General features: G+C 51.3%; 27 protein-coding genes. 15 read left to right on the top strand and 12 right to left on the bottom strand.

Annotation, left to right across the window (positions count from 1 at the left end; translation table 11 throughout):
• Positions 1–22 precede the first annotated feature (22 nt).
• A complete protein-coding gene (locus HZU75_RS13200) occupies positions 23–1,738 on the top strand; it encodes a proline--tRNA ligase (protein ID WP_180306483.1) in 1,716 nt (571 codons plus the stop codon).
• Between the two features lie 227 nt (positions 1,739–1,965).
• Positions 1,966–2,586: a lytic transglycosylase domain-containing protein gene (locus tag HZU75_RS13195; protein ID WP_180306482.1), complete on the top strand. Its 621-nt coding sequence runs from the start codon at positions 1,966–1,968 to the stop codon at positions 2,584–2,586.
• A gap of 125 nt (positions 2,587–2,711) precedes the next feature.
• Here the strand turns inward: HZU75_RS13195 and HZU75_RS13190 are convergent, their stop codons facing one another.
• Both HZU75_RS13190 and HZU75_RS13185 read right to left on the bottom strand, forming a co-directional pair.
• The gene (locus HZU75_RS13190) at positions 2,712–3,707 is read right to left on the bottom strand and encodes an HAAS signaling domain-containing protein (protein WP_180306481.1); all 996 of its coding nucleotides are present in this window, start codon (positions 3,705–3,707) and stop codon (positions 2,712–2,714) included.
• Positions 3,704–4,024, bottom strand: coding sequence for a PadR family transcriptional regulator (locus tag HZU75_RS13185; RefSeq protein ID WP_180306480.1), 321 nt, complete (start codon positions 4,022–4,024; stop codon positions 3,704–3,706). Before HZU75_RS13185 ends, HZU75_RS13190 begins: the two co-directional genes overlap by 4 nt.
• Positions 4,025–4,189: 165 nt before the next feature.
• Between HZU75_RS13185 and HZU75_RS13180 the strand changes: the two genes are divergently transcribed.
• Entirely contained in the window at positions 4,190–4,795 is a 606-nt protein-coding gene (locus tag HZU75_RS13180) for a YSC84-related protein (RefSeq protein ID WP_180306479.1), read from the top strand.
• A gap of 47 nt (positions 4,796–4,842) precedes the next feature.
• Here HZU75_RS13180 and HZU75_RS13175 read toward each other — a convergent pair whose 3' ends face one another.
• From HZU75_RS13175 to HZU75_RS13165, 3 genes are read right to left on the bottom strand one after another with little or no spacing between them, the layout of a single operon-like run.
• Positions 4,843–5,325, bottom strand: coding sequence for a DUF4124 domain-containing protein (locus HZU75_RS13175; RefSeq protein WP_180306478.1), 483 nt, complete (start codon positions 5,323–5,325; stop codon positions 4,843–4,845).
• A 55-nt stretch (positions 5,326–5,380) separates the two neighbouring features.
• Positions 5,381–5,833, bottom strand: coding sequence for a hypothetical protein (locus HZU75_RS13170; protein ID WP_180306477.1), 453 nt, complete (start codon positions 5,831–5,833; stop codon positions 5,381–5,383).
• Complete coding sequence (locus tag HZU75_RS13165; protein ID WP_308419420.1) at positions 5,827–6,777, bottom strand: Nudix family hydrolase; 951 nt, start codon at positions 6,775–6,777, stop codon at positions 5,827–5,829. Before HZU75_RS13165 ends, HZU75_RS13170 begins: the two co-directional genes overlap by 7 nt.
• An 85-nt stretch (positions 6,778–6,862) precedes the next feature.
• Between HZU75_RS13165 and HZU75_RS13160 the strand changes: the two genes are divergently transcribed.
• Together HZU75_RS13160 and HZU75_RS13155 are read left to right on the top strand one after the other, a co-directional pair.
• Positions 6,863–7,297 (top strand): hypothetical protein, encoded by a 435-nt coding sequence (locus HZU75_RS13160; RefSeq protein WP_180306476.1) that lies wholly within the window; start codon positions 6,863–6,865, stop codon positions 7,295–7,297.
• A gap of 222 nt (positions 7,298–7,519) precedes the next feature.
• Entirely contained in the window at positions 7,520–7,663 is a 144-nt protein-coding gene (locus HZU75_RS13155) for a hypothetical protein (RefSeq protein WP_180306475.1), read from the top strand.
• A 71-nt stretch (positions 7,664–7,734) separates the two neighbouring features.
• Here HZU75_RS13155 and HZU75_RS13150 read toward each other — a convergent pair whose 3' ends face one another.
• Both HZU75_RS13150 and argJ read right to left on the bottom strand, forming a co-directional pair.
• Positions 7,735–10,131 carry an ATP-binding protein gene (locus HZU75_RS13150; RefSeq protein ID WP_180306474.1) on the bottom strand — a complete coding sequence of 799 codons (2,397 nt, stop codon included), beginning with the start codon at positions 10,129–10,131 and terminating at the stop codon, positions 7,735–7,737.
• Between the two features lie 181 nt (positions 10,132–10,312).
• Entirely contained in the window at positions 10,313–11,542 is a 1,230-nt protein-coding gene (gene argJ, locus HZU75_RS13145) for a bifunctional glutamate N-acetyltransferase/amino-acid acetyltransferase ArgJ (protein ID WP_180306473.1), read from the bottom strand.
• 289 nt (positions 11,543–11,831) lie between these two features.
• Between argJ and HZU75_RS13140 the strand changes: the two genes are divergently transcribed.
• The 6 genes from HZU75_RS13140 to HZU75_RS13115 all read left to right on the top strand — a co-directional run bounded on the left by HZU75_RS13140 (position 11,832) and on the right by HZU75_RS13115 (position 18,295).
• Complete coding sequence (locus HZU75_RS13140; RefSeq protein WP_180306472.1) at positions 11,832–13,151, top strand: sodium-dependent transporter; 1,320 nt, start codon at positions 11,832–11,834, stop codon at positions 13,149–13,151.
• A 67-nt stretch (positions 13,152–13,218) separates the two neighbouring features.
• Positions 13,219–13,950: a tRNA (N6-threonylcarbamoyladenosine(37)-N6)-methyltransferase TrmO gene (tsaA, locus tag HZU75_RS13135; protein WP_180306471.1), complete on the top strand. Its 732-nt coding sequence runs from the start codon at positions 13,219–13,221 to the stop codon at positions 13,948–13,950.
• Positions 13,947–14,849 carry a patatin-like phospholipase family protein gene (locus HZU75_RS13130; protein WP_180306470.1) on the top strand — a complete coding sequence of 301 codons (903 nt, stop codon included), beginning with the start codon at positions 13,947–13,949 and terminating at the stop codon, positions 14,847–14,849. The genes tsaA and HZU75_RS13130 overlap by 4 nt, the downstream gene beginning before the upstream one ends.
• 6 nt (positions 14,850–14,855) lie before the next feature.
• The gene (locus HZU75_RS13125) at positions 14,856–15,353 is read left to right on the top strand and encodes a YaiI/YqxD family protein (RefSeq protein WP_180306469.1); all 498 of its coding nucleotides are present in this window, start codon (positions 14,856–14,858) and stop codon (positions 15,351–15,353) included.
• Positions 15,354–15,467: 114 nt separating this feature from the next.
• On the top strand, positions 15,468–17,489 hold the full coding sequence (recG, locus tag HZU75_RS13120; RefSeq protein WP_180306468.1) for an ATP-dependent DNA helicase RecG: 2,022 nt from the start codon (positions 15,468–15,470) through the stop codon (positions 17,487–17,489).
• A 125-nt stretch (positions 17,490–17,614) separates the two neighbouring features.
• On the top strand, positions 17,615–18,295 hold the full coding sequence (locus HZU75_RS13115) for a substrate-binding periplasmic protein (protein ID WP_180306467.1): 681 nt from the start codon (positions 17,615–17,617) through the stop codon (positions 18,293–18,295).
• Positions 18,296–18,364: 69 nt separating this feature from the next.
• On the opposite strand, the gene HZU75_RS13110 is transcribed toward HZU75_RS13115, so the two are convergent.
• Both HZU75_RS13110 and HZU75_RS13105 read right to left on the bottom strand, forming a co-directional pair.
• The gene (locus HZU75_RS13110; RefSeq protein WP_180306466.1) at positions 18,365–19,654 is read right to left on the bottom strand and encodes a DEAD/DEAH box helicase; all 1,290 of its coding nucleotides are present in this window, start codon (positions 19,652–19,654) and stop codon (positions 18,365–18,367) included.
• A gap of 160 nt (positions 19,655–19,814) precedes the next feature.
• Complete coding sequence (locus tag HZU75_RS13105; RefSeq protein ID WP_180306465.1) at positions 19,815–20,699, bottom strand: transporter; 885 nt, start codon at positions 20,697–20,699, stop codon at positions 19,815–19,817.
• A 231-nt stretch (positions 20,700–20,930) separates the two neighbouring features.
• Here HZU75_RS13105 and HZU75_RS13100 point away from each other — a divergent pair, with 231 nt between their 5' ends.
• Together HZU75_RS13100 and HZU75_RS13095 are read left to right on the top strand one after the other, a co-directional pair.
• Positions 20,931–21,812, top strand: a complete 882-nt coding sequence (locus tag HZU75_RS13100; protein ID WP_180306464.1) for a GGDEF domain-containing protein — start codon at positions 20,931–20,933, stop codon at positions 21,810–21,812.
• A gap of 91 nt (positions 21,813–21,903) precedes the next feature.
• Positions 21,904–23,889 carry a peptidase U32 family protein gene (locus HZU75_RS13095; protein ID WP_180306463.1) on the top strand — a complete coding sequence of 662 codons (1,986 nt, stop codon included), beginning with the start codon at positions 21,904–21,906 and terminating at the stop codon, positions 23,887–23,889.
• A 2-nt stretch (positions 23,890–23,891) separates the two neighbouring features.
• On the opposite strand, the gene HZU75_RS13090 is transcribed toward HZU75_RS13095, so the two are convergent.
• From HZU75_RS13090 to HZU75_RS13080, 3 genes are all read right to left on the bottom strand, one after another.
• Entirely contained in the window at positions 23,892–24,629 is a 738-nt protein-coding gene (locus HZU75_RS13090; protein WP_180306462.1) for a substrate-binding periplasmic protein, read from the bottom strand.
• A gap of 121 nt (positions 24,630–24,750) precedes the next feature.
• Entirely contained in the window at positions 24,751–25,053 is a 303-nt protein-coding gene (locus HZU75_RS13085) for a hypothetical protein (RefSeq protein ID WP_180306461.1), read from the bottom strand.
• 68 nt (positions 25,054–25,121) lie between these two features.
• On the bottom strand, positions 25,122–25,445 hold the full coding sequence (locus HZU75_RS13080) for a rhodanese-like domain-containing protein (RefSeq protein WP_180306460.1): 324 nt from the start codon (positions 25,443–25,445) through the stop codon (positions 25,122–25,124).
• A gap of 143 nt (positions 25,446–25,588) precedes the next feature.
• Here HZU75_RS13080 and HZU75_RS13075 point away from each other — a divergent pair, with 143 nt between their 5' ends.
• Together HZU75_RS13075 and HZU75_RS13070 are read left to right on the top strand one after the other, a co-directional pair.
• The gene (locus HZU75_RS13075) at positions 25,589–26,059 is read left to right on the top strand and encodes a DMT family transporter (RefSeq protein WP_180306459.1); all 471 of its coding nucleotides are present in this window, start codon (positions 25,589–25,591) and stop codon (positions 26,057–26,059) included.
• Positions 26,056–26,742, top strand: a complete 687-nt coding sequence (locus HZU75_RS13070; protein WP_228028060.1) for a TIGR01621 family pseudouridine synthase — start codon at positions 26,056–26,058, stop codon at positions 26,740–26,742. Before HZU75_RS13075 ends, HZU75_RS13070 begins: the two co-directional genes overlap by 4 nt.
• The last annotated feature ends 216 nt before the right edge of the window (positions 26,743–26,958 follow it).

Here is a 26,958-nt window from a genome sequence, read left to right as displayed (position 1 = left end):
TACTACACTGGATTACGCCACCATGCGCACCTCGCAATTATTCATTTCTACTTTAAAAGAAGCGCCTTCCGAGGCCGAACTGCTATCGCACAAGCTGATGCTGCGTGCTGGACTGATCAAACGTCTGGGCTCAGGCCTTTACACGTGGATGCCCTTGGGTCTGCGTATTTTGCGCAAAGTCGAAGCCGTTGTTCGCCAGGAAATGAACCGCGCGGGTGCGCAAGAATTGCTGATGCCAGCAGTACAACCCGCTGAATTGTGGCAAGAAACCGGCCGTTGGGATGTATTTGGCCCACAAATGCTAAAAATCACCGACCGCCACGAGCGTCAATTCTGCTTTGGTCCGACGCACGAAGAAGTCATCACCGACATCGCACGCTCGGAAATCAAGAGCTACAAGCAATTGCCGGTGAATTTCTACCAAGTCCAAACTAAATTCCGCGACGAAATCCGCCCGCGTTTTGGCGTGATGCGCGCGCGCGAATTTATGATGAAAGACGCGTATTCATTCCACGCTGATCTGGACTCGTTGAAAGCGACTTACGACGTGATGTACGGGGCATACTCCAAGGTGTTTACGCGCCTAGGCCTTAAATTCCGTGCGGTTGCAGCCGATACTGGCGCAATCGGTGGTGACGGCTCGCACGAATTCCACGTTTTGGCCGATGCGGGTGAAGACTTGCTCGCTTACTGCCCAACGTCTGAGTACGCAGCGAACGTTGAACTCGCTGAAGCCTTCGCTCCTGCGGCACCACGCGCCGCTGCTGCGCAAGCAATGACCGAAGTTGACACGCCAAAACAAACTGCGTGCGAAGATGTTGCGGCACTATTGGGCATCGGGATCGATCGCACTGTGAAAGCCATTGCTTTGGTAACGACGGCGGGTGAATTCGTGCTGGCGCTGTTGCGTGGCGACCATAATCTGAACGAAGTGAAAATCAGCAAAGTGGCAGGCATGAGCGACTTCCGCTTCGCGACTGATGAAGAAATTCGCAGCAATCTGAACTGCCCACCGGGCTTTATCGGCCCCGTTGGCATTAACGCGAACATTCGCGTAATTGCGGATCGCACCGTTGCCGCAATGAGCGACTTTGTCTGCGGCGCGAACAAACCGAAATTGCACCTGTCAGGCGTCAACTTTGGCCGTGACCTGCCAGAACCACACGTGGTGGCCGACATTCGCAACGTCGTGAATGGCGACGTGTGCCCAGATGGCAAAGGCGGCGTGCTCGAATTGTGTCGTGGTATCGAAGTGGGCCACATTTTCCAATTGCGCACTAAATATTCTGAAGCGATGAATTGCACGTTCCTGAACGAGCAAAACACACTGACGCCAATGGAAATGGGTTGCTACGGTATCGGCGTTTCGCGCATTGTCGGCGCAGCGATCGAGCAAAACCACGATGCACGCGGCATTATCTGGCCAGCGGCAATGGCACCATTCGCGGTGGCGATCGTTGCGGTCGGCTACCACAAATCTGAAGCCGTTAAAGCAGCTGCGGATCAAATGTACGCCGACTTCACGGCAGCAGGCATCGACGTCTTGCTCGACGATCGCAACGAGCGTCCAGGTTCGATGTTTGCCGATATGGAATTGATCGGTATCCCGCATCGCGTCACGATTGGCGATAAAGCCTTGGCGAACGGCGAAGTGGAATACGTGGCGCGACGTGCGGGTGAAATGCAGAAAATCGCGCTTGGCGAAGCACTGAGCTTTATTCAGCAACAAATCGCCTAAGCTGCAACCACGGGTATTTGCTTGCAAAGCACAATTTGAATCGCTTAGCGAGCAATACCCGGAAGAATTTAAAAAGTCCATTCTCGAATGGGCTTTTTTATTGCCGCGATAAAGTGCCGACGCTCACCTCCGAGCAGGCCAAATCGCTGTAAGGCATTGACCCTGCCGCAAGTAGCGGCCAAAATTACGGCTCAGTGCATACCCGCAATTTATACAAGTAGTTCAATATGTTGAAGTTTTTTGCCCCCGCCCTTCTTTGCCTAAGCCTAGTTAGCGCGAGCGCGCATGCAGGAGCGCAGCGTGAAGAATATCTATCGGATTCGGTCGCCAGCAGCCTGCGCCGCAGCATTGCTGATCGCATCGAACCCAGGTTGATGTTTGCCGATAAAGCGCAAGGCGAGGCATGGCTCAATGAGATGTCAGAGCGGCTAAAAACCCGTATCCCCGATGAGTTTGTACGGCGTAAATTGCTTACTTCAATTCACTATGAGGCCACTCGTGCGGGGCTTGATCCACAAATGGTGCTCGGGCTGATTCACATCGAAAGTCGCTTTAACCGCTATGCAATCAGCCCCGTGGGCGCGCGTGGCTTGATGCAAGTGATGCCATTTTGGCAGCGTTCCATCGGTAGCCCTGAGCAAAGCTTGTTCGATATGAACACCAACTTACGTTATGGCTGCTCAATTTTGCGCCATTATTTAGATATTGAGAACGGCGATCTATTTCGCGCTCTGGGCCGCTACAACGGTAGCCTAGGTAAAGCCGAATATCCGAATCTGGTCTATAGCGCATGGAAAGGCTATTACGACTGGAATGATGGCGTCGGCGAGAGAATTGCGCAGAAATAGCCATCGTGGGTATATTACCAAAGGCCAATTTTAAATTGAGTCAGATGGCAATACCCCATAGATTAACTCAATATAAAAAACCGACCATACAGGTCGGTTTTTTATATTCCGGTGCGGTTTGATTTTTAAGAGTGGCGGACTTCAGTTCTCATCGAGCCATCGCGGAAAACAGCGGCCCACGCTGAATATGACATCAAATACATCATTCCAATCCAAGGGCCAAAAATTGGCACCGCATAATAGCCCATCCTCAGTACCTCACTTGACATTTCAACACCTGTCATACCCTTCATTAAATTCCCCAGAGTGATTAAAAGCATCACCAGAGCAAGCGATGAGACAAACATGAGCATCAAAAGCATCAAGCATTGTGACCAATAACGACGTGCTGCACGCCAACTCAGTTTGGTGGCAGTCAACAACGATTGGTTCTGCAAAATAATCAAGCCATGTGCAAAGACAAAACCTATCGCAACAAAGGTTGTCCAGAGCATATTAAATGTTTGCTCCGCACCGGTTGGGGCTTCAGCCATATATAAGCCCATGGGTCGTCCAGCAATAAGATCGCAAATTGAATCCGAAAGCAGACTCAACCCGACCCACATGATGGCAAACCCGATTGCACGAATACATACTCTCGAAAAATGAACATCGTCCGCACCAAAATCGATGGTTTTTTTCATTTCAAAGCGCCACGCCAAGCCGACTACTAAAGAGGTCATTAGACTCCCGATAAGTGGCGAAAATATAGGAGAAAATCTAGCCAGTGAAGAATTAGCCACTAGCAAACCCATGATTGAGGTGAAAATACCAAGCAGCGAAAAAATAAGCGGAGCTTGCTTAAATGTATGCCATACGTGCCTGAACCATCTAAAGCCTGACTTTTCAGCAGTTTCAAATACTGGTGATTCATTGCTGATACGCACGGAACTACGAGTCAGGATTTCTGCGGCTAATTGCTTCGGTAAACCCAGCGCGGCGCAAAATTCAGCTTCACTGCGCCCATTTGCAATCGCTTCGGCGAAGTAATCTTGATACTCAGACGCAATATCCCGCACTTCAGCGGCGGGTAATTGGCGCAATGCGCGCTCTAACTGCGCGATAAATTCTTGTTGATTCATTTCGCGATTCCTTGCTGTATCACTTGTTCGACATCGCTGATAAATTCCAGCCATTCGCGCTGCATTTGTTGCAAAGCAGACCGCCCCAGTTCGGTCAGTTGATAATATTTGCGCGCCGGCCCACTACTTGATTGGCTCAAATAGGTGCTAACAAACTGCTCGGCCTCAAGCCGGCGCATCAGCGGGTAAATCGTGCCTTCGCTCATCTCCATCGTGCTCGATAAGGTGCTGACAATCTCATACGCATAACTATCTCCACGTGCGAGCACCGCCAACACACACATTTCCAACACGCCTTTTTTTAGTTGGGTTTTCATCCCGCCCCTTGCATGAGTAATACAAGCTATCGTGCAATACACAGTAGCAATCGGCAATAGTATAAGGAACAGCCTTTCAACACAACAACAAAACCTTTCAATCCATACAAACCAGTCAGAAAATGCCAGCTATACTAAATACTCAACCAAAACCCGAGGTTTATCATGCTATTACGTCAACTCTTCATCGCTGCCGCAGCAATGACGCTCAGCACTCCGATTTGGGCCGAAGGCAATGCGCCGGATAAAAGCCACGCAGAAAGCAAAGAGCAGCAAAAAACACCCGCCCAACGCCGTGCCGAGATAGATAAGGTAAGCCAACATTCATTGGCACAGATTTATAAAAAATACCCTGCCGCCAAAGCACAAATTGCCAAAGCAGCGGGTTATGCTGTGTTTAGAACAGGTGGGTTTACTGCGGTATTTTTAGGTGCAGGTGGCGGTGAAGGGGTTGCCGTTTCCAAGGGCAAAAAAACCTACATGACTATGGTGCAAGGTAAAGTGGGCCTTGGACTTGGCGCGAAAGAAACCCAAGAAGTCTTGGTATTTACCGAACAAACGGCGTTTGACAACTTCGTGAACAGTGGCTGGACTGCAGATGCGAATGCCACGGCCGCCGCCAAAGCCAGCGAAAAAGGTGTTGGCATAACGGGGGCAAAACAGGTAGCTCAAGGTATCTATGTCTATCAGCTCACGAAAACTGGACTTGTAGCCGAAGCAACAGTCGCAGGCTCGAAATATAGCGTAGATAAAGAGCTTAATAGCAAATAATCGCTACAGCGGCGCAAAACAACAAGGGGCCAAATTGGCCCCTTTATTTATTGCTTGGCTTTTGGGAGTGGATAACCGGCTTTACTCAGCTCAGCCTGCCACACTGGGCTATTCCATTCTTTAAGCACGTTTTTACCGATAATAAGTATCGGGGGACGCGCTTGCATGGTGCCAGCGGCATTAAAAAACCCAAGCATACTTTTTTCATTGCTGGGATCGGCGTTTTTAACCTCGTAACGTACATTGCGTTGATCCAAAATCGCCAAGGCTTGAGAACACGCCGGCTCGCAATTGGCGCTCACCCATAATACGATTTCATCTTCCGCTGCCACTTTGCTAGCTTTGCTTTGCGCCTGGCTGGCATTGCCGATGGTATTGGGGCGGATTTGGCGCTCTTTGGCTACGACTTGGGGTGGAGGCTGATCAGAGTAGTAAACCCGTCCATCCGCATCGCGCCATTGATAAACTTTGCCTGCGGTGGCAGTTGCGGCATATACCATTGCGAGCAGCAATAGTGCTTGTTTCTTCATCTAAAATCCTCCTCACTCCAGCTTACTAGTTTTTCACACAATTGCCAGCCTGTGATTAGCTAGCATCAGAGGATGTTTGAATCTGAACCTGAATCTGATCGATGTTTAAAATCAACAGCCAGTCTTGGCGTGACTGTGTACACATTGGTAACACCATCTTCGCCTGCCAAGCAGTATCGCCATTGGCAATAAAGCGGTAATTGTTTGGCCCCATTTCCATACCTTGCATCTGCCAGCTGCCCTCAACTCGCCCAGCTCGACCTTCAAGCTTCACTGTAAATGGCTTTGCCCCACTGATCCCTTCGTCGGCAATAATGCGATACTGAGTTTGCTCAATCGTAAACTGGCATCCCAATTGTAATTTGGGACAACTTAGATGCACCGTATTCTGCGCAGGTGTAGGCTGCAACAAAGACAACCATAACCCATCGCGCTGAGCCAGCACAACGAGCGCTCCTAGCAATAACAAAAAGATCAGTACATATTTGGAAATGAAGCGCTTTAGCATTGCCAAGCCGCTCGTAAAACGGCCACACCTTGCGCCCCATATGACTGTGCCAATGGCAAAGTCGCCACACTCTGCCCACCGATGGCAAAGCATGGGAAACTCCAGCCTTGCTTGAGTAAACAACCAAACTCATCCCAGCCGAGTGGGGGCTCATCTGGATGGCTAGCCGTGTTATTCACATGGCCAAGCACGGCGTAATCAAGACCCAGTGTTTGTACCTGCGCCAACTGCTGTTGGTCATGTGTCGAGGCACCAACCCAGTCAAACCCACGCGGTCGACTCGTGCAGGCCATGAGTTGCGTAGCACTTAAGTGAATACCATCCACTGGCAATTGTGAAGCCAATTCAAGGGAGCCATGCGCAATTAATTTGCCGCCATGCGGCCGTGGCAACTGTGTAATTTGCTGGCACAGCGCAGCATAACTATCAGCATCAAGTTGCGGCTCGCGCAACACAAACCATGCATCACTTTGCGCCCAATATTGCTTGATCTGGCTAACTAATGCCTCGTTATCCAGCAAGCCTGCAGGGGTAAACCTTAGCAACTGTGGCTGGCTAAGCCCTCGCAAAATCGGCCCATTGGCAGGCAAGATAGGCGACACTTGCAAATGCCCAGCTTGTTGCCACGCAAATTGCTGCCCTTCATGCGAGTGCATGGCCCCCTCCCAAGCGGTTACGCGGAAAAAATGCAACTCAACCAGCGCATGCGGGTAATCAAAACGTTGACATAGCCACGGCGTTGCGGCTGTAACATTAATACCCAACTCCTCTTGAAGTTCACGTTTTAATGCTTCCAGCGCGGATTCACCGGCTTCAAGCTTGCCACCCGGAAACTCCCAGTAGCCTGCGTATGGCTTCCCGGCAGGACGGCTCGCCATCAGAAACTGTCCATCAGGTTGCAGCAAAATGCCGGCCGCTACTCGCGTTATTTTTCGCATATTCATCGTTGATCGATTAGATGTTAATAGGAGGTTGATTTTTAGAATTTTTGATTAAAAATCAGGTTGGTACCACAGTGAAGCATGCATCGTGAAACGCAACCTACTGGAACTACAACATAGCCAGACCGCGCGAACTGTCGCCCAGTTAAACACGCTGATCAGTGAATCAAGCATGGTGTGCACCATTTTGGCTATTTCTCCACACAATACGGTGCGACAGCCCACACAAACAGCCAATTTCAATGCCCTTATTGTACATGAACACGACTGGTATCTATTACGTGGCGCCCCAATGACGGTATTGCATCAACTATTGCCCGAAATCACAACGGTACATCGTGTGTTTTTCATTGCCGAATTGATCAATGACCTCGCCAGCAGCAGCCTAGAAAATGCAGCAGATTGCCTTGTAAGCCTCCAACCATGCTTGTTGTGCAGTGAAAGTCGTGATCGTTTATACAGCCTCACTATGCCCTATCAAGGCTTTAGCGAAATCAAACTCAGTATCAGCTCACCACATTGATGAGCTACTTTGAATTTTATTTTCTTTTTTTACCGCCAGTGCTAGAGTGAATACGTTGCCTTAACATGGGGTTAGGGCAACACGTACGGTTGTGCCAACAGGCCGGTGCCACTGCGCCGGCGAGGCAGGAGACGACACTCCTGCAACGAGCTATCGCACCATGGGATAGCACCTGTCAGCAAAATCAGCGACGTAGATAGTGAAACCTTCAAGGAGTTCGCAATGCGATTTAACTTCATGGAAGGCTTAGCGAGTACGGTCAACGATGCGTTGATGAACTTGTTCCGGGCCTTTAAACACCCTATTAAATTGGATCACGACGACGCGAGGAATCTCGCACTTGAGATCGCTGAACCATTTCGGTAGGTGCGGCCAAAGCAAACTGAATGATTAAAACCACAACGGGGCTTATGCCCCGTTTAGTTTTTGTACTGCCCTCAATGCCGGAGCAAATCAAACTCTTGCGACGGCTCAGCAGGCGCCACAATAGGTAAACGCAACACAAACCAAACGCCCCCCGCTGGCCGATCACGAAGCTCAATCCCGCCGCCCAGCGTACCGGTCACCAGTGAATAAACCAGGTACAGCCCAAGCCCACTACCACCCTGGCCAAAACGCGTAGTGAAGAATGGATCGAACACTCGTTTTTTAATACTTTCAGCAATCCCAACACCAGTATCCCAATAGCTAAGTTCAATCTGTTCATCATTGATTTGCTGTGCACTGATATGGATCTCACCATTCGCATCCAAGCTAAACCCATGAATCAATGAATTATTAATAAAATTACTGATAATTTGCTCAAGAGAGCCAGGGTAGCTGTTGAGCTCAATATCGTCAGGCACTTCATTAAAGACATTCACTTTACGTTTTTTTAAACTCACAATTAGCGTCGCAACCGTTTCTTCAATCACCTGATGCAAATTAAATTGCCGCCGCTTACTCGATGCGGTATCGACTGCTACCTGCTTGAGGTTAGCGATCAAATTGCTCGCCCGCCGAGCATTCCGCTCGACTAATTCCGCAATCATGCTGGTTTCATCCAGATACTGTAACAAGATGGTTTTTTTCATTACCCCTGCATTGATGGTTTCCAGCAAATTGCGGTTTTTATCCAGCAAAGTGGTCGCAGCCGTTAGCGTGTTGCCCAGTGGGGTATTGAGTTCGTGGGCAAAACCAGCAACCAGATTGCCCAATGATGCGAGCTTTTCAGTTTCAATTAGGTGCTCCATCGCCTTTTGCAACTCAATGGTACGCTCAACAACCCTTGCTTCTAATTCATTATTATTTTGCTGAAGTTGCGCATTTAAGCGGGCGATATCCGCCTGAAAAATATGCCGCTCAATATTAGCTAACGCACGGGTGCCAATCATGGCGAGCTGATTCATATATTGAACTTCATCCGTGCTCCAGTTTTTGGTTTTTTCGGCATAGCCCACCTGTAAAACTCCATACAAACTCTCATTTAAACGCAGTGGAATCATCAATACAGATTGCAGCTTTTCAGGTAGAAGCAAGCGCTCATACAGCGACCATGTGTACTGATGGTGCTGTGCGTTATGGGCCACAATGGTTTCCCCACGTTGCAGACTTTGCAGCAAAGGTGGGTTAAAAGTCTCGATATTCACGTCCAGTTGCGGATGCACCTTTCTAAGCGCCTGCTGATCGGGTAGATACTCCCAATAGCTCGCACGAACTTGCCGGATAATCTGCCCAGCGGCATTGCACAGCATCGCGGCCAATTCGGCTAATGAGCAACGTTCCAGCAATGGATTATTCGCCAGCTCTAATAAAATACGACCAGAACTGGGGCGCAAGCCTGCCAAATCCTCCAACTCAGCCAACTGCTGGCGATGATCATGTGGGCTAATCTTGCTATTGAGCACGTTTGCCGCCCGAAAAGCCGCAAGGGTAAGTTCTGCATCGTGATTTTGTTCTGCCAATTGTGATTGCAACAGGCGTAACCGCATTTCAATATGTGCCGAACCCGAAGCGCTCGCGTAATCAATTCCATGCTGCACGTCCAGCAAAGCTTGGCTGATTTGATTTTGCACTTGGTAAATCTGTGCGCGAACACCATAGATATTGGCTAGCGCCCACATGTGGTGTGATTGCTCACAAATTTGTTGCGCTTGCCCAAGATGATCCAGCGCTTCAGTGATTTGCCCCTGCTCTAGCAAAAGCTGAGCAATGCGAAACAGCGTTTCGCCAATATCGTCCAGATGATTTAACTCACGCGCCAATGCCAATGACTCGTGGTACGTTTGCAGCGCGGCCTCAAATTGGCGCTCCTGAAATAAGTTAACTCCTAAATTGAGCAGGACATTGAGCAATAAAATGGGGTCATGCAAGTACACTGCCCGCTCTTGTGCTTGCTGCAGCAAGATCACGGCAGTGGCATGATCATCTAGGGCATCATAGATCTGGGCGATCCCCAGCTTAGCCCAAACCCAGCTCACCTGATCGTCAGCCAGAGTTGCCACTTCCAGACAATGCGCCCACGCTTGCATTGCTCGCCGATACTCGGCACGGGTATAGACCGCCCGCCCAATCACATTGAGCAAGCGTGCTTCATCATGAAAATGGTGGTAACTCTGCGCCAGCTGCAATGCTTCATACAGAATATTGATGCTTTCATCTGGATAGCCATGCTGATCAATCACTAATCCATACTGGATAGCAATCGCAATAAACGCAGCATCATCATGGGCGGCACGTGCAGCAGCAAAGCCGGCCTCGCAATAGGTAAACGCTTCATAACGGTCAGAGTTAGTCAGCTTGATAATTTTATCGAGCGTAGCTTGCAGTGGCGCGGAAATGGGGAGCTGGCTCATGCAAAATCATCTCGAAGGCGGGATGATTTCACTATAGCTACTACCCGCGCTTGTGCAAAACAACGGCCCAAACCTTATTGCCAGCTTAGATGGGTATTTGCATGAAAACCATACTCACAAATAAAAACAGCGATATACCACCCAAGGTATATCGCTGTTGGCATCAACAACTATGCAGTAATTAGCTGCGATATTCGGCGTTGATCTTCACATAGTCATACGAGAAATCGCAGCTCCATACCGTCGCCTTGTGTTCGCCACGATTAAGCTTGATATTGATCGCGATCTCAGCCTTGTTCATCACGGCCTGACCCTGCTCTTCGCGATAGTCTGGGTTGCGCCCGCCATTAATAGCGACCAGTACGTCATCCAAACGCACTTCGATGTTATCCACATCCAGATCGTTGATCCCTGCATAACCAATCGCAGCCAAGATGCGGCCCAAGTTTGGATCCGAAGCGAAAAACGCCGTTTTCACCAAAGGCGAGCGGCCAATTGCGTAGCCAACGGCTTTGCACTCGTCATAGCTTGCGCCACCTTCGACATTAATCGTGATGAATTTGGTCGCGCCTTCGCCATCGCGGACAATTGCTTGGGCAAGGAACTGCGATACCTGCAACACCGCCGCTTGCAGCGCAGCAAAGTCAGCGCTGTTGGCATCGACGATTTCATCGTTACCTGCTTGACCGGTCGCGATCAAGATAAAGCTGTCATTGGTGCTGGTATCACCATCGACGGTAATGCTGTTGAATGAGTGATCGGCGGCGTATTTGAGCATTTGCTGCAGCAATGGCTGGCTAATTGCCGCATCGGTCGCTACATAGCCCAGCATCGTTGCCATATTCGGGTGAATCATGCCCGAGCCTTTAGCGATACCGGTAATCGTCACGGTTTTGCCGCCGATTTGCACTTGAGTACTCGATGCTTTGGGCACGATATCAGTGGTCATAATGCTACTCGCCGCTTCAGCCCAATTGCTGGCCGAGAAATCAGCTTTCGCAGCTGGCAGAGCCGCAATAATTTTATCGGCCGGTAACGACTCCAAAATCACGCCCGTCGAAAATGGCAGCACCTGATTGGCCTCCACCCCCAACTCGACCGCCGTTGCGGCGCAAATTGCTTGCGCGCGCTGCATGCCATCAACGCCGGTACCGGCATTGGCATTACCAGTATTAATCACCAGAGCACGGATTTCATGACCTGCAGCCAGATACCCCTGACAAATACGAACCGGCGCTGCGCAAAAACGATTCAAGGTAAATACGCCAGCCACCCGTGCGCCCGGTGCAATGCGGAACAAAGTCGTGTCTTTGCGCCCTACTTTTTTGATACCCGCAGAAGCGATACCAATTTCTACGCCGGCAATCGGCAACAGAGCAGCAGGGTCCAGCGGGGCGATATTTACGGGCATGATGGCTCCAAACGAAATCTGAAAAATGCAGCAAAAGCGCATTGTAACTGATGCGCGATGACGATTTAAGGGCAAAAACTCAAAACATCCTGTTTCCAGCTCTGCACAATCGCCGTCCAGATAGTAAGCACTAGCCACAATTGAGCACAGTACACCGCAGCGGCATACTGCTGCGCTTTCTTGTGCCGGATCAAATCTGGCTGATCTGAGGCCGATTTTGGTATTTATCACACCAAATTGATTGCTCGATCATGGCACACTGAACATCTAATTATTCAGGTAAATCAATATGTCACGCGCAAACTGGGGCTCAAAACTGGGCTTTATTCTTGCCACTGCCGGCTCTGCCGTCGGCCTTGGCGCCATCTGGAAATTTCCGTATATGGCGGGGAAAAATGGCGGCGGCGCGTTTGTGGCCATTTATCTGGCTTGCGTCTTTACCGTCGGCATCGGCATGTTGCTGGCTGAAATGGCCATTGGCCGTGCCGCACAAAAATCGGCCACTACCGCGTATCGCGATCTGAAAGGGGGCCTGTGGCCGTGGGCGGGGCGACTGTCGGTATTGTGCTCGTTTGTGATTTTGTCGTTTTATTCCGTGGTAGGTGGCTGGACTTTTGCGTATCTGTATCAGTCGATCACCGGTGCGGCGATTACCAGCAATGTGACTGAGCTAAGTAATATTTTTAGCCAATTTATTGCCAACCCAAGCCTGGCGATTTTATACACCAGCTTATTTCTAGGCGTCACCATGCTGGTGGTGCTGGGCGGCGTGCAAAAAGGCATTGAGCGCTGGAGTAAAGTATTGATGCCGCTGCTCTTTGGCTTACTGATCTTGCTGATCGGCCGCTCCTTAACCTTGCCCGGGGCGATGGCAGGGGTGAGCTATTTCCTAACGCCCGATTTTTCGCAAGTGAATGCCTCGATGATTTTGGATGCGATGGGCTTGGCGCTGTTTTCGCTATCAGTTGGTTTGGGGCTGTTGATCGCGTATGGCTCATACGTCGCGCCCGATACCAATCTGGGCAAAACCTCAGTCTGGATTACCGTATTGGCCACCTTGGCCTGCTTATTGGCCGGTTTGCTGGTCTTGCCAGCCGTGTTTGCCTTTCATGTCGATCCAAGCGCCGGCCCCGGGCTGACCTTTATCACCATGCCAGCGATTTTTGCCCAAATGCCCATGGGACAATGGTTTGCGGTCGCCTTCTTCTTATTGCTGATTTTTGCGGCGCTCACTTCATCGGTTTCGATTTTGGAGCCTTTGGTCGCGTTTTTAATGGATGAATTTCATTTCGAGCGCAAAACCGCAACCTGGACCGCAGGGTTTAGCGTCTGGCTGCTGAGCATTCCAGCTGCGCTATCGTTTGGCGTGCTCAAAGATGTGCTGCTGTTTGGCAAAAACCCGTTTGATCTAATGGATTATGTCAGCAGCAATATCATGCTGCCTGCGGGTGGCCTGCTATCGGCGTTGTTTGTCGGCTGGGCCATTTGGCCGCGCATCACCCGCGATTTGCAGCTTGAGGGCTCGGCGCGCATTTTGCCCGCATTCCGTGTAATTTGCGCCTGGGTATCGCCGGTGCTCATTGGCGCGATCTGGTGGCACAGTCTGTAACATAATTACTGCGTTTGTCGTCCAATCTAGGCTGTATCAATCGGCCCAGATTGGGCACAATGCGTGCGTGAATACCGCTACTTACACCATTGAGCCACTTGGCTATTTGGCTACGCCATTTGCCGATAAGTTTGGCATACCGCGCCAGCCACGGTTAGCACCGCACGCCATTGGCACGCTCAAACTATTGCCGCCCTTTAACCGCGCCGAATGCGTGCGTGGTTTAAGCGATTTTTCGCACGTCTGGCTGCAATTTGTGTTTCACGAAGTCGCAGGTCAATGGTCACCCACGGTGCGCCCACCGCGCTTGGGTGGCAACACCAAAGTCGGTGTGTTTGCCAGCCGCAGTCCATTTCGCCCCAACTCGCTCGGCTTGTCTTTGGTCGAGCTCATCAAAATTGACGAGCAAGATGGCATCACACTGCACTTTGCTGGCGTCGATTTGGTCGATGGCACGCCGATTGTCGATATCAAACCGTATATTCCATTTGTCGAAAGCCTGCCCGATGCGCGCAGCGGCTTTGTCAGCGGCGCACCGGAGCAATTGCAGGTGGTGTTTTCAGCCGAGGCCGAACTGCAAATCAGCCACGCCGAAATACCCCATTTGCGCGAGCTAATAAGCGAGGTATTGGCTCAAGACCCACGCCCAGCCTACGCTAGCGACCCATACCGTATTTATGGTGTGCGCTTATACCACTTTGATGTGAAATGGCGATGTGATGGCGTTACCGCTTGGGTCGATTCGCTGACTCCGATTTACAAACCCGTAGCTCCTCCTGTTACCGAAGGTGAGTCATGATTAATCAATTCGCTTCAGCGACTAAATTTGGCGCATTGTGCGCCAGTGCCTTGCTCTTGAGTGCTTGCGTCACAACTGGCACTGCAAATCCTCCCAGCCCTAGCCCAGCACCGGTAGTCACCCCTGCCCCAGTCAAAATTGGTTTGGCCCTGGGCGGTGGCGCAGCCAAAGGCTTTGCCCATATCGGCGTGATCAAAATGCTCGAAGCCAATGGCATCAAAATTGATGTCGTCAGCGGCACCAGCGCGGGTAGCGTGGTCGGTAGCTTGTACGCCAGCGGCATGAACGCATTTACCTTGCAAGAACGCGCGGTGGCACTCGATGAGAGCCAGATTCGCGATGTGAATTTGCTCGGCGGCGGTCTGGTCAAAGGCCAAAAGCTGCAAGACTATGTCAACGCCCAAATCGGCAATAAACCATTTGAAAAACTCGCCAAACCCTTTGCCGCGGTCGCCACCAATCTGGACAACGGCAATCGAGTCGCCTTCAGCCGTGGCAATGTAGGCCAAGCAGTGCGCGCCTCCAGCAGTATTCCGGGCATTTTTATGCCCACCACGATTGGCAGTAATAAATTTGTCGATGGCGGCGTGGTAAGCCCAGTGCCGGTGGATGCAGCGCGCGAGCTGGGCGCGAATTTTGTCATTGCCGTGGATATTTCGGCCAAAGCCACTGGCAAATCATCGACTAGCACGCTGGGCATGATGAATCAGGCGATTGTGATCATGGGGCAAAAACTCGGTGAGCAAGAGCTAGCGCGTGCCGATATCGTGATCACGCCCAAAGTTGGCAAAATCGGCGCGGCTGATTTTGACCAGAAAAACGTCGCAATTTTAGAGGGCGAAAAAGCGGCGTTGGCCGCACTGCCGCTAATCCGCAAAAAACTGGCCGAGCGCCGCTAAGGGTATATGTCGCTAGATCAATCTCAATCGAATCCAGAGCAAGATACCCGCCGCTCCCATATCTGGGTCGACGCCGATGCCTGCCCGGTGGTGATCAAGGAAATCTTATTTCGCGCCGCCGAGCGCCTGCAGCTCCCCACCGTATTGGTCGCCAATCAATTGCTGCGCGTACCGCCGTCCAAAGTGATTCGCGCAGTGCAGGTGTCGCATGGTTTTGATGAGGCCGATCACTGGATTGTCGAGCAGGCGCAGCCGGGCGATCTGGTGATTACCGCCGATATTCCGCTGGCGGCGCGCACGGTGGAAAAAGGCGTCGCGGCGCTCAATCCGCGTGGCGAGTTTTACTCCGCGGAAAATATTCGCGAACGCCTGAATATGCGCGACTTTATGGAAGAGCTGCGCAGTACCGGCCTGCAAGCAGGAGGCCCAGCGCCATTTAGTCAGGCCGATCGGCAGGCATTTGGTAAAGCATTGGATCGATTTCTGGCCAAAATCAAACGTTAAAGCTGGCTGCAGATTGCAACGGTGAACTTTTGCCGCTACAGTGCCATCATTACAGAACGATTGTTCAATAGACTAATGATGCAAATGGGCCTAGGCCCATTTGTTTGAACTGATATGGACTTCGCCAAACTTCCCTCCCCACTGCAAGCCAAACTAGCCAAAATCGGTATTGCCCGACCTTTCGATCTGGTCTTGCATCTACCGATGCGCTACGAGGACGAAACGCATTTGTACGCGATTGCCGACGCGCCGCTGGGCGCGGGCGTGCTGATCGAGGGCGAAGTTTTATCGTGCGAAGTGAACTACAAGCCGCGCAAACAACTGGTCGCCCGCGTCAAAGACGCCAGCAGTTCGGTGATGGTGCGGCTGATGAATTTTTACCCCAGTCAGGCGCAGCAGCTTGCCGTCGGTAAACGCGTGCGCTTGTATGGCGAAATCCGCCGAGGCTATTTCGGCCCGGAAATGGTCCACCCCAAAATCCGCGTTGGCGGTGAGGTTAGCCTACAAGAAGCCCTGAGCCCGGTTTACCCGACCACCGCGGGACTTTCGCAAAACCAACTCGCGACGCTGATTGCCAAAGCACTCAAAGCCGAGCCGCTGCCCGACACGCTGCCAGCATCTTTACTGGACGAGCTAAATCTGCCCGACTTTGCCAGTAGCGTGAAATTGCTGCACACGCCAACGCCCGATATTCCACAAATCTTGCTCACTGCCCGCACGCATCCGGCGTGGCAGCGTTTGAAATTTGACGAGCTGCTGGCGCAGCAATTATCGCTGCGCTTGGCGCGCGCAGTACGTAGAGAAAAAACCGCGCCTCAAATCAAGCCCGATGGTCGCTTAGCTGCTCAACTGGTCGCTAATCTACCCTTTGGCCTCACAGGCGCGCAAAAGCGCGTACTGCTTGAAATTTGCCAAGATCTAACCCAAACACACCCGATGCAGCGCTTGCTGCAAGGCGATGTCGGTGCGGGTAAAACCATTGTTGCGGCCGTGGCTGCGTGCCATGCAATTGAAGCGGGCTTTCAGGTCGCAATGCTCGCGCCAACCGAAATTCTGGCCGAACAGCATTACCAAAAACTCAGCCAATGGCTGGCGCCGCTGGGCGTCAACGTGATCTGGCTGGCCGGTAGCCTAAAAACCAAAGCCAAACGCGAAGCCTTGGCTGCAGCAGCGGATGGCAGCGGGCAGCTGCTGGTGGGCACTCATGCGATTTTTCAGGCCAGCGTTGAGCTGAAAAATCTCGGGCTGGCGATTGTCGACGAACAACACCGCTTTGGTGTGGCGCAGCGGTTGGCGCTGCGCGAAAAAGGCGGCAGCCCGCATCAACTGATGATGTCAGCGACGCCGATTCCGCGCACGCTGGCGATGAGTTTTTACGCTGATTTGGATGTGAGCGTGATTGATGAATTGCCGCCGGGGCGCACACCGATTGTGACCAAGTTGATTTCAGACGCGCGCCGCGACGAGATTATTGAGCGCATCGCCGCCAAAGTCCTTGAAGGCAGGCAGGTGTATTGGGTGTGTCCGCTGATCGAAGAATCGGAAACGCTGCAATTGCAAACTGCCGTTGATACGCACGCGCAATTGAGCGAAGAGCTGGAAGGAATCCGCGTCGGCTTGCTGCATGGCCGAATGAAAGCCGATGAAAAAGCAGCCACCATGGCGGCGTTTTCGCGTAATGAAATTCAAGTGCTGGTCGCCACCACGGTGATCGAGGTGGGCGTCGATGTGCCCAACGCCAGCTTAATGGTGATCGAGCACGCCGAGCGCATGGGCTTGTCGCAATTACACCAGCTGCGCGGCCGCGTTGGCCGTGGCGCACACGCCAGTTTATGTATCTTGCTCTACACCGGCCCGCTGGGCGACACCGCCAAAGCACGGCTGAAAGTGATTTACGAGCACACCGATGGCTTTGAAATTGCGCGGCAAGATTTGCAAATTCGCGGCCCGGGCGAGCTGGCGGGGGTGAAGCAATCGGGCGTGCCAATGCTGCGCTTTGCCGATCTGGAGGCCGATGCGGACTTGCTGGAAGTCGCCCGCGAAACGGCCGAGCAAATTCTGGCGCACAATCCGCAACTGGCGCAGCCGCATCTGGATCGCTGGTTGCCAGGGCGCGAAGCCTTGCTGAAAGTGTGATCCGCCCAGCATTTCCCCGCATTTAGGCTACATTGGCAACAGATCAACCCTATTTGTGAAGGCGAACTTCCCCAATGCATCGGTTCTGGCTCTGGCTTATCTTTTCGCTGTTCTGCAGCAGCTGTATGGCCGCGGAGCGGGTATTACGGATTGCCATTGATTCGGCTTGGAATGCGCCACAAATAGTGTTTCAACATGACCAGCCGCACAGTGGCCTTTTTATTGAGCTATTCGAACAAATCGCCCGCAATAGTGATGCCAAAATCGCTTGGGTGATTTTACCCCGCAAGCGTCTCGTGGGCGCAGTGGAGAATAACGAGGCCGATCTACTCTGCCATTTGAATCCAAAGTGGCTCAATCTAAGCATCCCACCGGAGCGCTGGAGTGGCCTGTTCATTACGCAAGAAAACGTCATTATCCAAGCTGCGCAACACCCGCAACATGAAATCAATCTTGAGCAGGCCAGCTTTCTGAATCTGGGTACCGTGCTTGGCTATCATTACCCCAAATTAGCCGCGCAAATGCAGCGTGGTTTAATACGGCGCATAGATTCACCCAGCCAAGAGGTTTTGCTGAAAAATACTCAGAATGGCAAGCTGCAGCACAGTATTGCCAACCGCTTGAATGTGGAAGAGTTTAATCGCCGCAGCCCTAGCGGCCAGCAATTACGGATCGTTCAAACTGTGGATATTCAAGATACTTTTTGCCTGCTGGCACCACAACCCAATATCCCTGCGGCTCAACTCAAGGCGGCCATCGCACAGCTACATAGTGCCAAGCAGATTGATGCTATTCTGCATCGCTAACATGCACAACCCTAGGGTATATGCTCAGAACAAATACTGAATAATATCCAAAGGCAAATACCCCATGCCTTATTCTTTCTGCTGTGCCAAAGCGGCCGCTTCGCGCAATTTGTCTTTTTTGCTTTTGCGCTTACCCTTAATCCCGCCATGATCGTCGGCCACCAATACCGGAGCCGCCGCGCTGATCACTTCTTTAGGCTCAAAACCCGCAATTTGCTCCCGCTCGATTTTCAGCTTGAGCTGCTTTTCAATCACGCGAAAATGCGCAGCATAATCGGCGGTAATAAAACTCACCGCCTCACCGCGTTCGCCCGCCCTGCCGGTACGGCCAATGCGGTGCGTGTAATCGGTGCTAGAGCGCGGCAAGTCGTAATTCACCACCGCAGGCAATTGAGCAATATCGATGCCGCGCGCGGCCAAATCGGTGGCCACGACCACCTGAATGCGTGACGCTTTAATATCGCTAATCACCTGACTGCGCTTGCCCTGCTCAAAGCTGCCGTGAAACGCCTCAGCCTTGATGCCCGCACGTTTGAGTTTTTTCGCTACATGCTCGGCGGCGTATTGGGTGGCGACAAACACCAACACACGCTGCCAGCCTTGGCTTTGAAGCAAATGACGCAGCAATTGCGTGCGTGCACCTTCGTCTACCTCAATCGCACGTTGCCAAATATCCGGTGCCGCCACTGGCGTTGGGGCAATGTCGATACGCGCTGGCGACTGCAATAAATATTCGGCCAACGCTTGCACCGCAGGGGCAAAGGTCGCCGAGAAAAATAGATTTTGTCGCTGCACGGGCAACAAATTCAAAATGCGGTTCAGTTCATCGCTAAACCCCAGCTCAAACAAGCGATCGGCTTCATCGAGCACCAGATGCTTCACCTGCGCAATGCTCAATGCGCGCTGCTCGATCAAATCCAGCAAGCGCCCCGGCGTCGCCACCACGATATCAGCGCCGCCCCGCAGCGCCATCATTTGCGGATTAATCGACACCCCGCCGTACACGCAGGCGAGCTTAGGCAATTCGGGTAAATGCTTGGCCAGAGCGCGTATCGTCTCGCCTACCTGCGCAGCTAGCTCGCGCGTTGGCACCAAAATCAGGGTTTGCACCGCCTTTTGTTTGGGGCGCAAATCAGGGTCAAGGCTACCGAGTTGCGCGCGATACGCCTGATATTTCGCCAGTAAGGGCAGCACAAACGCCGCCGTTTTGCCCGAACCGGTTTGCGCGCAAGCACGCACATCTTGCCCAGCTAAAATAGCCGGAATCGCCGCCAACTGAATTGGCGTAGGCGCATGAAACTGCTGATCCTCGGTGGCACGAACCAGCTGATCAGATAAGCCAAGAGCGGAAAAAGACATAGCTACAACTATTAGAAATCAAACAAAGTGGCAGATCATGCCAAAGCCCAAGGCGAGTTGCTGCTTTACTTACTACGCACTCACCTTGAAAAGAGCTTGGATAGTACCACAGGCCACTTAGGGCTAATCGGCAGCGTGCCAACCGAGGTAGCTAGGCGGTTTACCAGTTGTAAGTGATCACAGCGGAGAGCTCGCTACTTTTCGTGGAGCCAGCCTCGGTTTTGAGCGGCAATTCGCCAATCAATTTCAAATTCACTTCCGGAGCCAGTTTGAAATAAAACATCGCGCCGCCAATCCAGTTATTTAGTGCATTATCGTCAGAACGCCCAGCCCGGCTAGTTGCACCCCCGGTGCGATACTCCAAAGTCAAACCACCATACATCGTGCGTTGTGAGCCATAGGTGGTAATGAGCTTGAAATTGTATTGCGTGTCTTGACTAAAACTAGTGCCACGATAGTCGTGATTTGTAGAAAACCAATTGAAGCTGGCCAAGCCTTCTAGCAGCCAATCGCCATGATTCCAGCCAATCTGACATTCCGGAATAAGCATCCAACGATTACCACCGGGATTACTCGCCCGCATGCCCTGATAGGAGCCAAGTGGCACTGAGATATGAAACTGGCAGCCACTACTAAACCCATCGTCGTCATAGCTGCGCAAGGCTTCACGACTTAAGGCCGGCATTCGATACAGTCCTAGCCCAAAGGCCAGCATTGGATCACCCATGCCAGTTTGATCGTCGCCTCGACGACGGCTATTTTTGAAATCCTGCTCGATACGATGATATGGAAGATTTAGCCCCGCGTAGGCTAGCTGCCCGGCCAGTGGAAAATATTGCACGTGCCGCACGGTGTATGACTGGCGGGTTTGGTATTCAATTTCGCGCGGACTACGCGGGGTTTCATTTTCTTGTACCCGGAAACGCAATGAAGTGCGCCGAGCATCTTCGGCGTTGACCGTAAACGAGCGTGGGTCAGTTGCATGCGCAAGCGCAATCTGGCCTAACAAGCCCAGCAAAACGAGAGAACGAAAACAAAATGCCATGAGTACCAACAAAATACAGCCAAAATGAGCTTGCCACTTTAACGCATTTAAATGACGAAACTGCGCTAGCGTGACAAGCAATTGCTTTTCAATTCACCAATTACATTACACCCCAAGGGTATACAAGCAAAACACAGATAATGATTGGCACTTAGCCACATACCCAAGCCTTAATTTCAAACAGAAAAACAACATTGCGCACTATACTGAAGGTTTGTGATGGCGTGCACAATGGCGACTTGGGCGGGCGAGGTTGGGATGGACAAAATCAATACTTGGCAGTGGATTTTGTTATTACTGGGGTTTCGCGCCCTATTAGAGTTTATTCCGCTACCTGATGTGCATGATTTATATGGGGTAATTCTAACCAGCACCGTGCTCATTCTGATCTGGCGTAAACTCAATTATCAAGAAGCATTGCTGCGCCCATTTATTGTCGGGGTACTCATTTATTGGTTCGGCTATATCTTTGATTACCTCGATGGTTTACTCAACGGCCAAGGCTACTGGGGAAAGTTTGCAGATACGGTGGACGATCTTTTATTTGCGATTGGTTTTTGCCTGATCGGCCTGACCTTTTTGCGAGTAATGAATAACCGCAATCACCTGATTGAACAACTCCACAACGAAAACGCTCGCAGCCGCGCACTACAACAATCGCTGTATCAACAGGCCTATACCGATGAGCTAACTGGTTTGGGCAATCGCCGCGCCCTGTTTGAATACCTAGCGCAAAAATTGCAAACCGGAGAAAGTGGCACGTTGCTTTACATTGACGTAAATAATTTCAAACCCGTCAATGATCAATTCGGACACGACGTGGGTGATCTGGTTCTGCAACGCTGCGCACGCAAGCTTAGCTATCAGGGGGCATTGGCGTTTCGTCTGGGTGGAGATGAATTTGTAGCTTTGCTCGAACAACAAAATCCACAGCAGTGGATTCGTGATTTAAGCGAACACGCACAACGCCTCTCAGCCGAATACGGCATTTCTTTCAGCGTTGGCATGGCGCATTTTTCCGCAGCGCACCCCGTTAGTACTGACGAATTACTCGCTCAAGCCGATCAGGCCATGTACAGCGAGAAAACCGCGGCCAAAACGCGCCAGCGTTAAGTATTTTCTGTTAAAAACCACGTAAAAATACCGCACAAGCCTTTGATTCCGCTATACTTCCGCCCCTTAAAGCTTCAACCTCGGAATACCCATGCTGCTGCCGCACCAACTCGAACTCCTCTCCCCTGCCAAAAACGCCGAAATCGGCCGCGAAGCCATTTTGCACGGTGCGGATGCAGTCTATATCGGGGGCCCGGGATTTGGTGCGCGCCACAATGCAGCGAACTCGATTGAAGATATTGCTGAACTAGTGAAATTTGCGCATCGCTACCATTCACGCATTTTCGTGACACTCAATACGATTTTGCATGACTCCGAGCTTGAACCCGCGCGCCAGCAGATTATTCAGCTCTACGAAGCCGGTGTTGACGCGCTCATCGTGCAAGACATGGGCGTACTTTCGCTCGATATTCCGCCGATTCAACTGCATGCCAGTACCCAGTGCGATATTCGCACACCAGAAAAAGCGGCATTTTTGGCCGATGTGGGTTTCTCGCAAGTTGTCCTTGCGCGCGAATTGGGCTTGGGTAAGGTCAAGCAAATCAGCGACTTCATGGGCGACAGAGCGACGATTGAATACTTTATTCACGGTGCACTGTGCGTCGCGTTTTCAGGCCAATGCAATATCAGCCACGCGCACACTGGCCGCAGCGCCAATCGTGGCGATTGCTCGCAAGCCTGTCGTTTGCCGTACACGCTGACCGATCAAAATGGTCGTGTGGTGGCGTTTGATAAACATCTGCTATCGATGAAAGACAACGATCAGACCAATAATCTGGAAGCGCTGATCGACGCGGGCGTGCGCTCGTTCAAGATCGAAGGCCGCTACAAAGACATGCAGTACGTCAAAAACATCACGGCGCATTACCGTTTGCTGCTCGACGAAATCATGGAAAGCCGCAGCGAATTTGCCCCAGCTTCGAGCGGCCGTAGTGATATTTTCTTCCGCCCAAATGTTGATAAATCGTTCCACCGCGGCCACACCGATTACTTTGCCACCGCGCGCAAAGAAGACATCGGCGCATTTGATTCGCCCAAATACGTCGGCGTGCCGCTGGGCACCGTCACCAAAGTGACCGACAAGTACTTTGAACTCGAAGTCGCCGATCAGAATGATGCGATGAGCAATGGCGACGGGCTGAACTTCATGAAAAAACGGGAAGTGATCGGCGTGCAAGCGAACACAGTGGAAGCGGCCAATAAAGCCGCCGGCATCTGGCGCGTGTTCCCGAATGAAATGATGAGTGAACTGGTCGGCCTCAAAGCCGGTACACCGATTCACCGCAACCGCGATCATGCGTGGGAGCAAGCGCTGACCAAAAAATCGGCCGAACGTAAAATCGGCGCTTGGCTGACCTTGAACGAAACCAGTTCAGGCCTCGCACTGACGATGACTGACGCAGACGGCTGTAGCGCGACGGCGCAAGTCGAGCTGCAGCTCGAAATCGCGCAAAACGCCGACAAAGCGTGGAGCACGCTACGCGACAATTTAGCCAAGCTCGGCAATACGATGTTCTACGCCGAAGACGTGGCGCTTAATTTATCGCAACCGTGGTTTGCACCCGCTTCGGTGATTAATGCGCTGCGTCGCGATGTCGTTGAAAAATTAGAAGCTGAGCGCGTTGCGGCATGGTATAGGCCTGAACGTAAAGCGCCTGTTGAGCCGCCAGCCCTATACCCTGATGAAACGCTATCATTCTTGGGTAATGTGTACAACGCCAAAGCGCGCGAGTTTTATGCCAAACACGGCGTTAAATTAATCGCTGCCGCGTATGAAGCGCACGAAGAAGCCGGTGAAGTGCCGCTGATGGTGACCAAGCATTGCCTGCGCTTTAGCTTTAATTTGTGCCCGAAACAGGCCAAAGGTGTGATTGGCGTGAAGGGCCAGATCAAGGCCGAATCGATGACGCTCAGCTCGGGCAGCGAGAGCTACCGCCTAGACTTTGACTGCAAACCGTGTGAGATGCACGTGGTTGGCAAAATGAAACCTCACATTTTAAAAGCCCCGCCACCAACAACCGCGAATGTACAAAAGATAGAGTTCTACCAAGCTAAACCTGATGGTTTTGCTCATTAAAATCAATAGTATTGCGACTGAATCGCGGTAAATCGGTTTTGTTTTTTCAATTTGGCAATTGCGCTATTGAGTGATTGTAAGGAAATGGAGCTTTTACGGCTTAAGGCGCAATAATTGTCATAACTACTGATACGCAGATAGTCGGGATTTAATTGCGCACGCATGGTGGGGTTGGATCGCAAATAAAGCCACTCAGCCTCGCTAATCAATAAATAATTATGCCGATTGGCAAGTAATTTGCGCAGATTTTGTGTTTCACTGAACCCGTCATCGCGGCGAAAAGCAGGCCCAAGCGTTTGCTCAAGTTCGGGATAGACATATCCTAGCACGGTGCCCAGGGGTTTCCCTTTCAGCTCGCCCAATGATTTGGGGGGCCGTGTATCGGCACGGGTGGCAATCACATCGTGGTTCCGAATGAGGGGTTGGCTCCACTGCACATCGGCGCTGAGCCATTTTGGCATGGTGTAGCAGTATAAATCTGCGCTGCCTGAAACCAACTCCTGCTCTAAACGCTTACGGGGCAAGACCTTAAATTGCGCTTGGCGATTTAGCTCGCTCGCCAGTGCCAGCGCGACATCTTTCAGAATACCCCGCTGCGGTTGGTCGTTTTTGACTTCCAGCATCGGCATACTGTTGCCGCTACTGAGCAAAAACACTGCGCGGGCTTGCGTCGTTGGCCATGCCATTGGCACGTAACTGAAGAGGCTTAACCCCAGTACCAGCCTCTGCATAGCTTTCATTTGGCCCCCTTTCGCTTGCCGATCAATCGCAAGCCAGAGCATATCTAAGCACAGTCCAGAGCAAAAGATAAGCAAATTGTAAGCTGTCGTAGGCTTATTGCATCAATGGGGGTTGAAGGATTTAACGCTGACGCCAAGGCGGCGGCTCATAAATCGCAATCAAGGCTTTTGCGCGCTCAACACCACCGGGGGTGCCGACTAAAATAGCTGGGGGCTGGCCATTCAAATCGGCATGCGGGCAAGTTAACCATTTCACTACAGTATCGAGATCACCCAATTTGCTCTCGGCATAATCGAGTAATGGAAGCCAAGCCAATAAAGAATGCGGCTCAAATTGCATAACCGCTTTCATATCGGCATAGAGGTCAGGCTGCTCGATCAATTCATGCTCAAGCAAACTTAGAAACTGCGGTATTCGATACATGAATCAGCCTCGCCTGAGGTATCTCGATTTAGTCAAAATGCAGAAAGCACTACAGCCCGATACCCAGCTTAGTATGTTGCCATTGCCGGATCAACCTGCTCTGCCCAAGCTGCGACGCCACCATCCAGATTAATCATATTTTCAAAGCCCTGCCGCTCAAGAAAGCCAGCCACCTGATAGCTGCGTACGCCATGGTGGCAAATCACGACATAAGTGGCATCTGGGTCTAGCCGCGCCTGATCTGCAGGAATATTACCCATCGGAATATGTTCGCTCCTGGGAATATGACACAAGGCAAACTCCCATGCCTCGCGAACATCCAGTAATTTCGGGGGAATCAAACTGCTGTCATCTAGCCATGTTTTCAGTTCGATGGCGCTAATGTGGTGCATCGGTCTACTACCTATTTTTATGATTTGCTGAGCTTTCATTTTACGTGCTCAGCACACGATTGATAGCTTTTTTCGAGCAAACTTATGCCTTGCCGCGACGTGAAAGCGGTAAAATCAGCCACCCCACCTACTATGGATGCCGTATGCAATCGTTTTATACGCTGTTTGCTTTGATTATTGGCCTGATCGTGCCACTTCAAGCCGCGGTCAATAACCAATTAAAGGCCGTAATTGGCGGTAGTACCCCGCTTGCGGCACTGGTGTCATTTGCAGTTGGCATGATTACCCTGATTCTGATGTCACTGATCACTGGGCAAAAATTTTCCGGCCTGCTCGCGCTGCCAAAAGCCGAACCGTGGATGCTGCTGGGCGGGATAATGGGTGCGATGTTTGTATTTGGTACGACCTTAATCGCGCCTAAGCTCGGTGCAGCCAGCATGATGGCGCTGATTATTGGTGGACAAGTTATTGCCTCCTTGCTGTTTGATAAATTTGGCTGGCTGGGCCTGCCTTTGCGCGAAATTAGCTGGCCAAGATTATTGGGCGCAGCCTTGATCGTGGTCGGCGTTTTGCTGGTCAATTTTGGCAATCAGTGGATCAATAAATCAACATGAGTCTCAACCCCGTGATTACCATCCTCGACATTCAGCCCGAGTTTATTGTGATCAATAAACCAGCGAATCTGGATTTTCACCACACTGCTGACCAGATCAGCCTGGTGGATTTGGTGCGTATTCAAACAGGCTTAACCGAGTTATTCACGGTACACCGGTTGGATAAAATGACCTCCGGCATCCTGCTCTTAGCACGCAGCAGCGAGTCGGCACGCTATTTTTCACAGTTGTTCGCCGAACATCGGATACAAAAATACTATCTGGCTTTAAGTGACAAAAAACCCAGCAAAAAACAGGGTTGGGTGAAAGGTGGCATGGAGAAAGGTCGCAATGGTAGCTGGAAACTAGTACGAGATGGGGGCCTGTCTGCGGTTACGCAGTTTTTTAGTTATGGCTTAGGCGAAGGTCAACGCCTGTTTGTACTTAAACCCTTAAGCGGCCGAACTCACCAACTGCGCGTCGCAATGAAAAGCTTGGGGAGCCCAATTTTAGGCGACGAGCGCTACGCTGGCACTGCTGCTGATCGAGGCTATTTGCACGCCTATGCCATCGAATTTATATTTGCCAACCAGCATTACCAATATATCGCGCCCCCTAATAGTGGTGATCTATTTCAAACTCCACAATTACTGAACACATTAACCCAGCTCGGTCATCCCTCCGAATTGGCATGGCCAAAATAACGTAAATAGAAGCCTGTTGAGTAGCTTAAATTAGAAAAATCTAACATATTGATATTTAAGCAGAAACGTAAATTTTGATTTAAATCAAACCAATAATGACAGGTGAATTTGATAGAAATTACATTTTTGTAATATTTATAAAATAGTGAAACAAAACTGCATCTGTGACAATCAGCACTAGTCAATTTCCCATGACCTTAGTTAGTATTGTGGCAC

This window comes from Chitinibacter fontanus (assembly GCF_013423785.1).
GTDB classification, from domain to species: Bacteria; Pseudomonadota; Gammaproteobacteria; order Burkholderiales; family Chitinibacteraceae; genus Chitinibacter; species Chitinibacter fontanus.
This window is presented reverse-complemented; position numbering and strand designations above follow the sequence as displayed.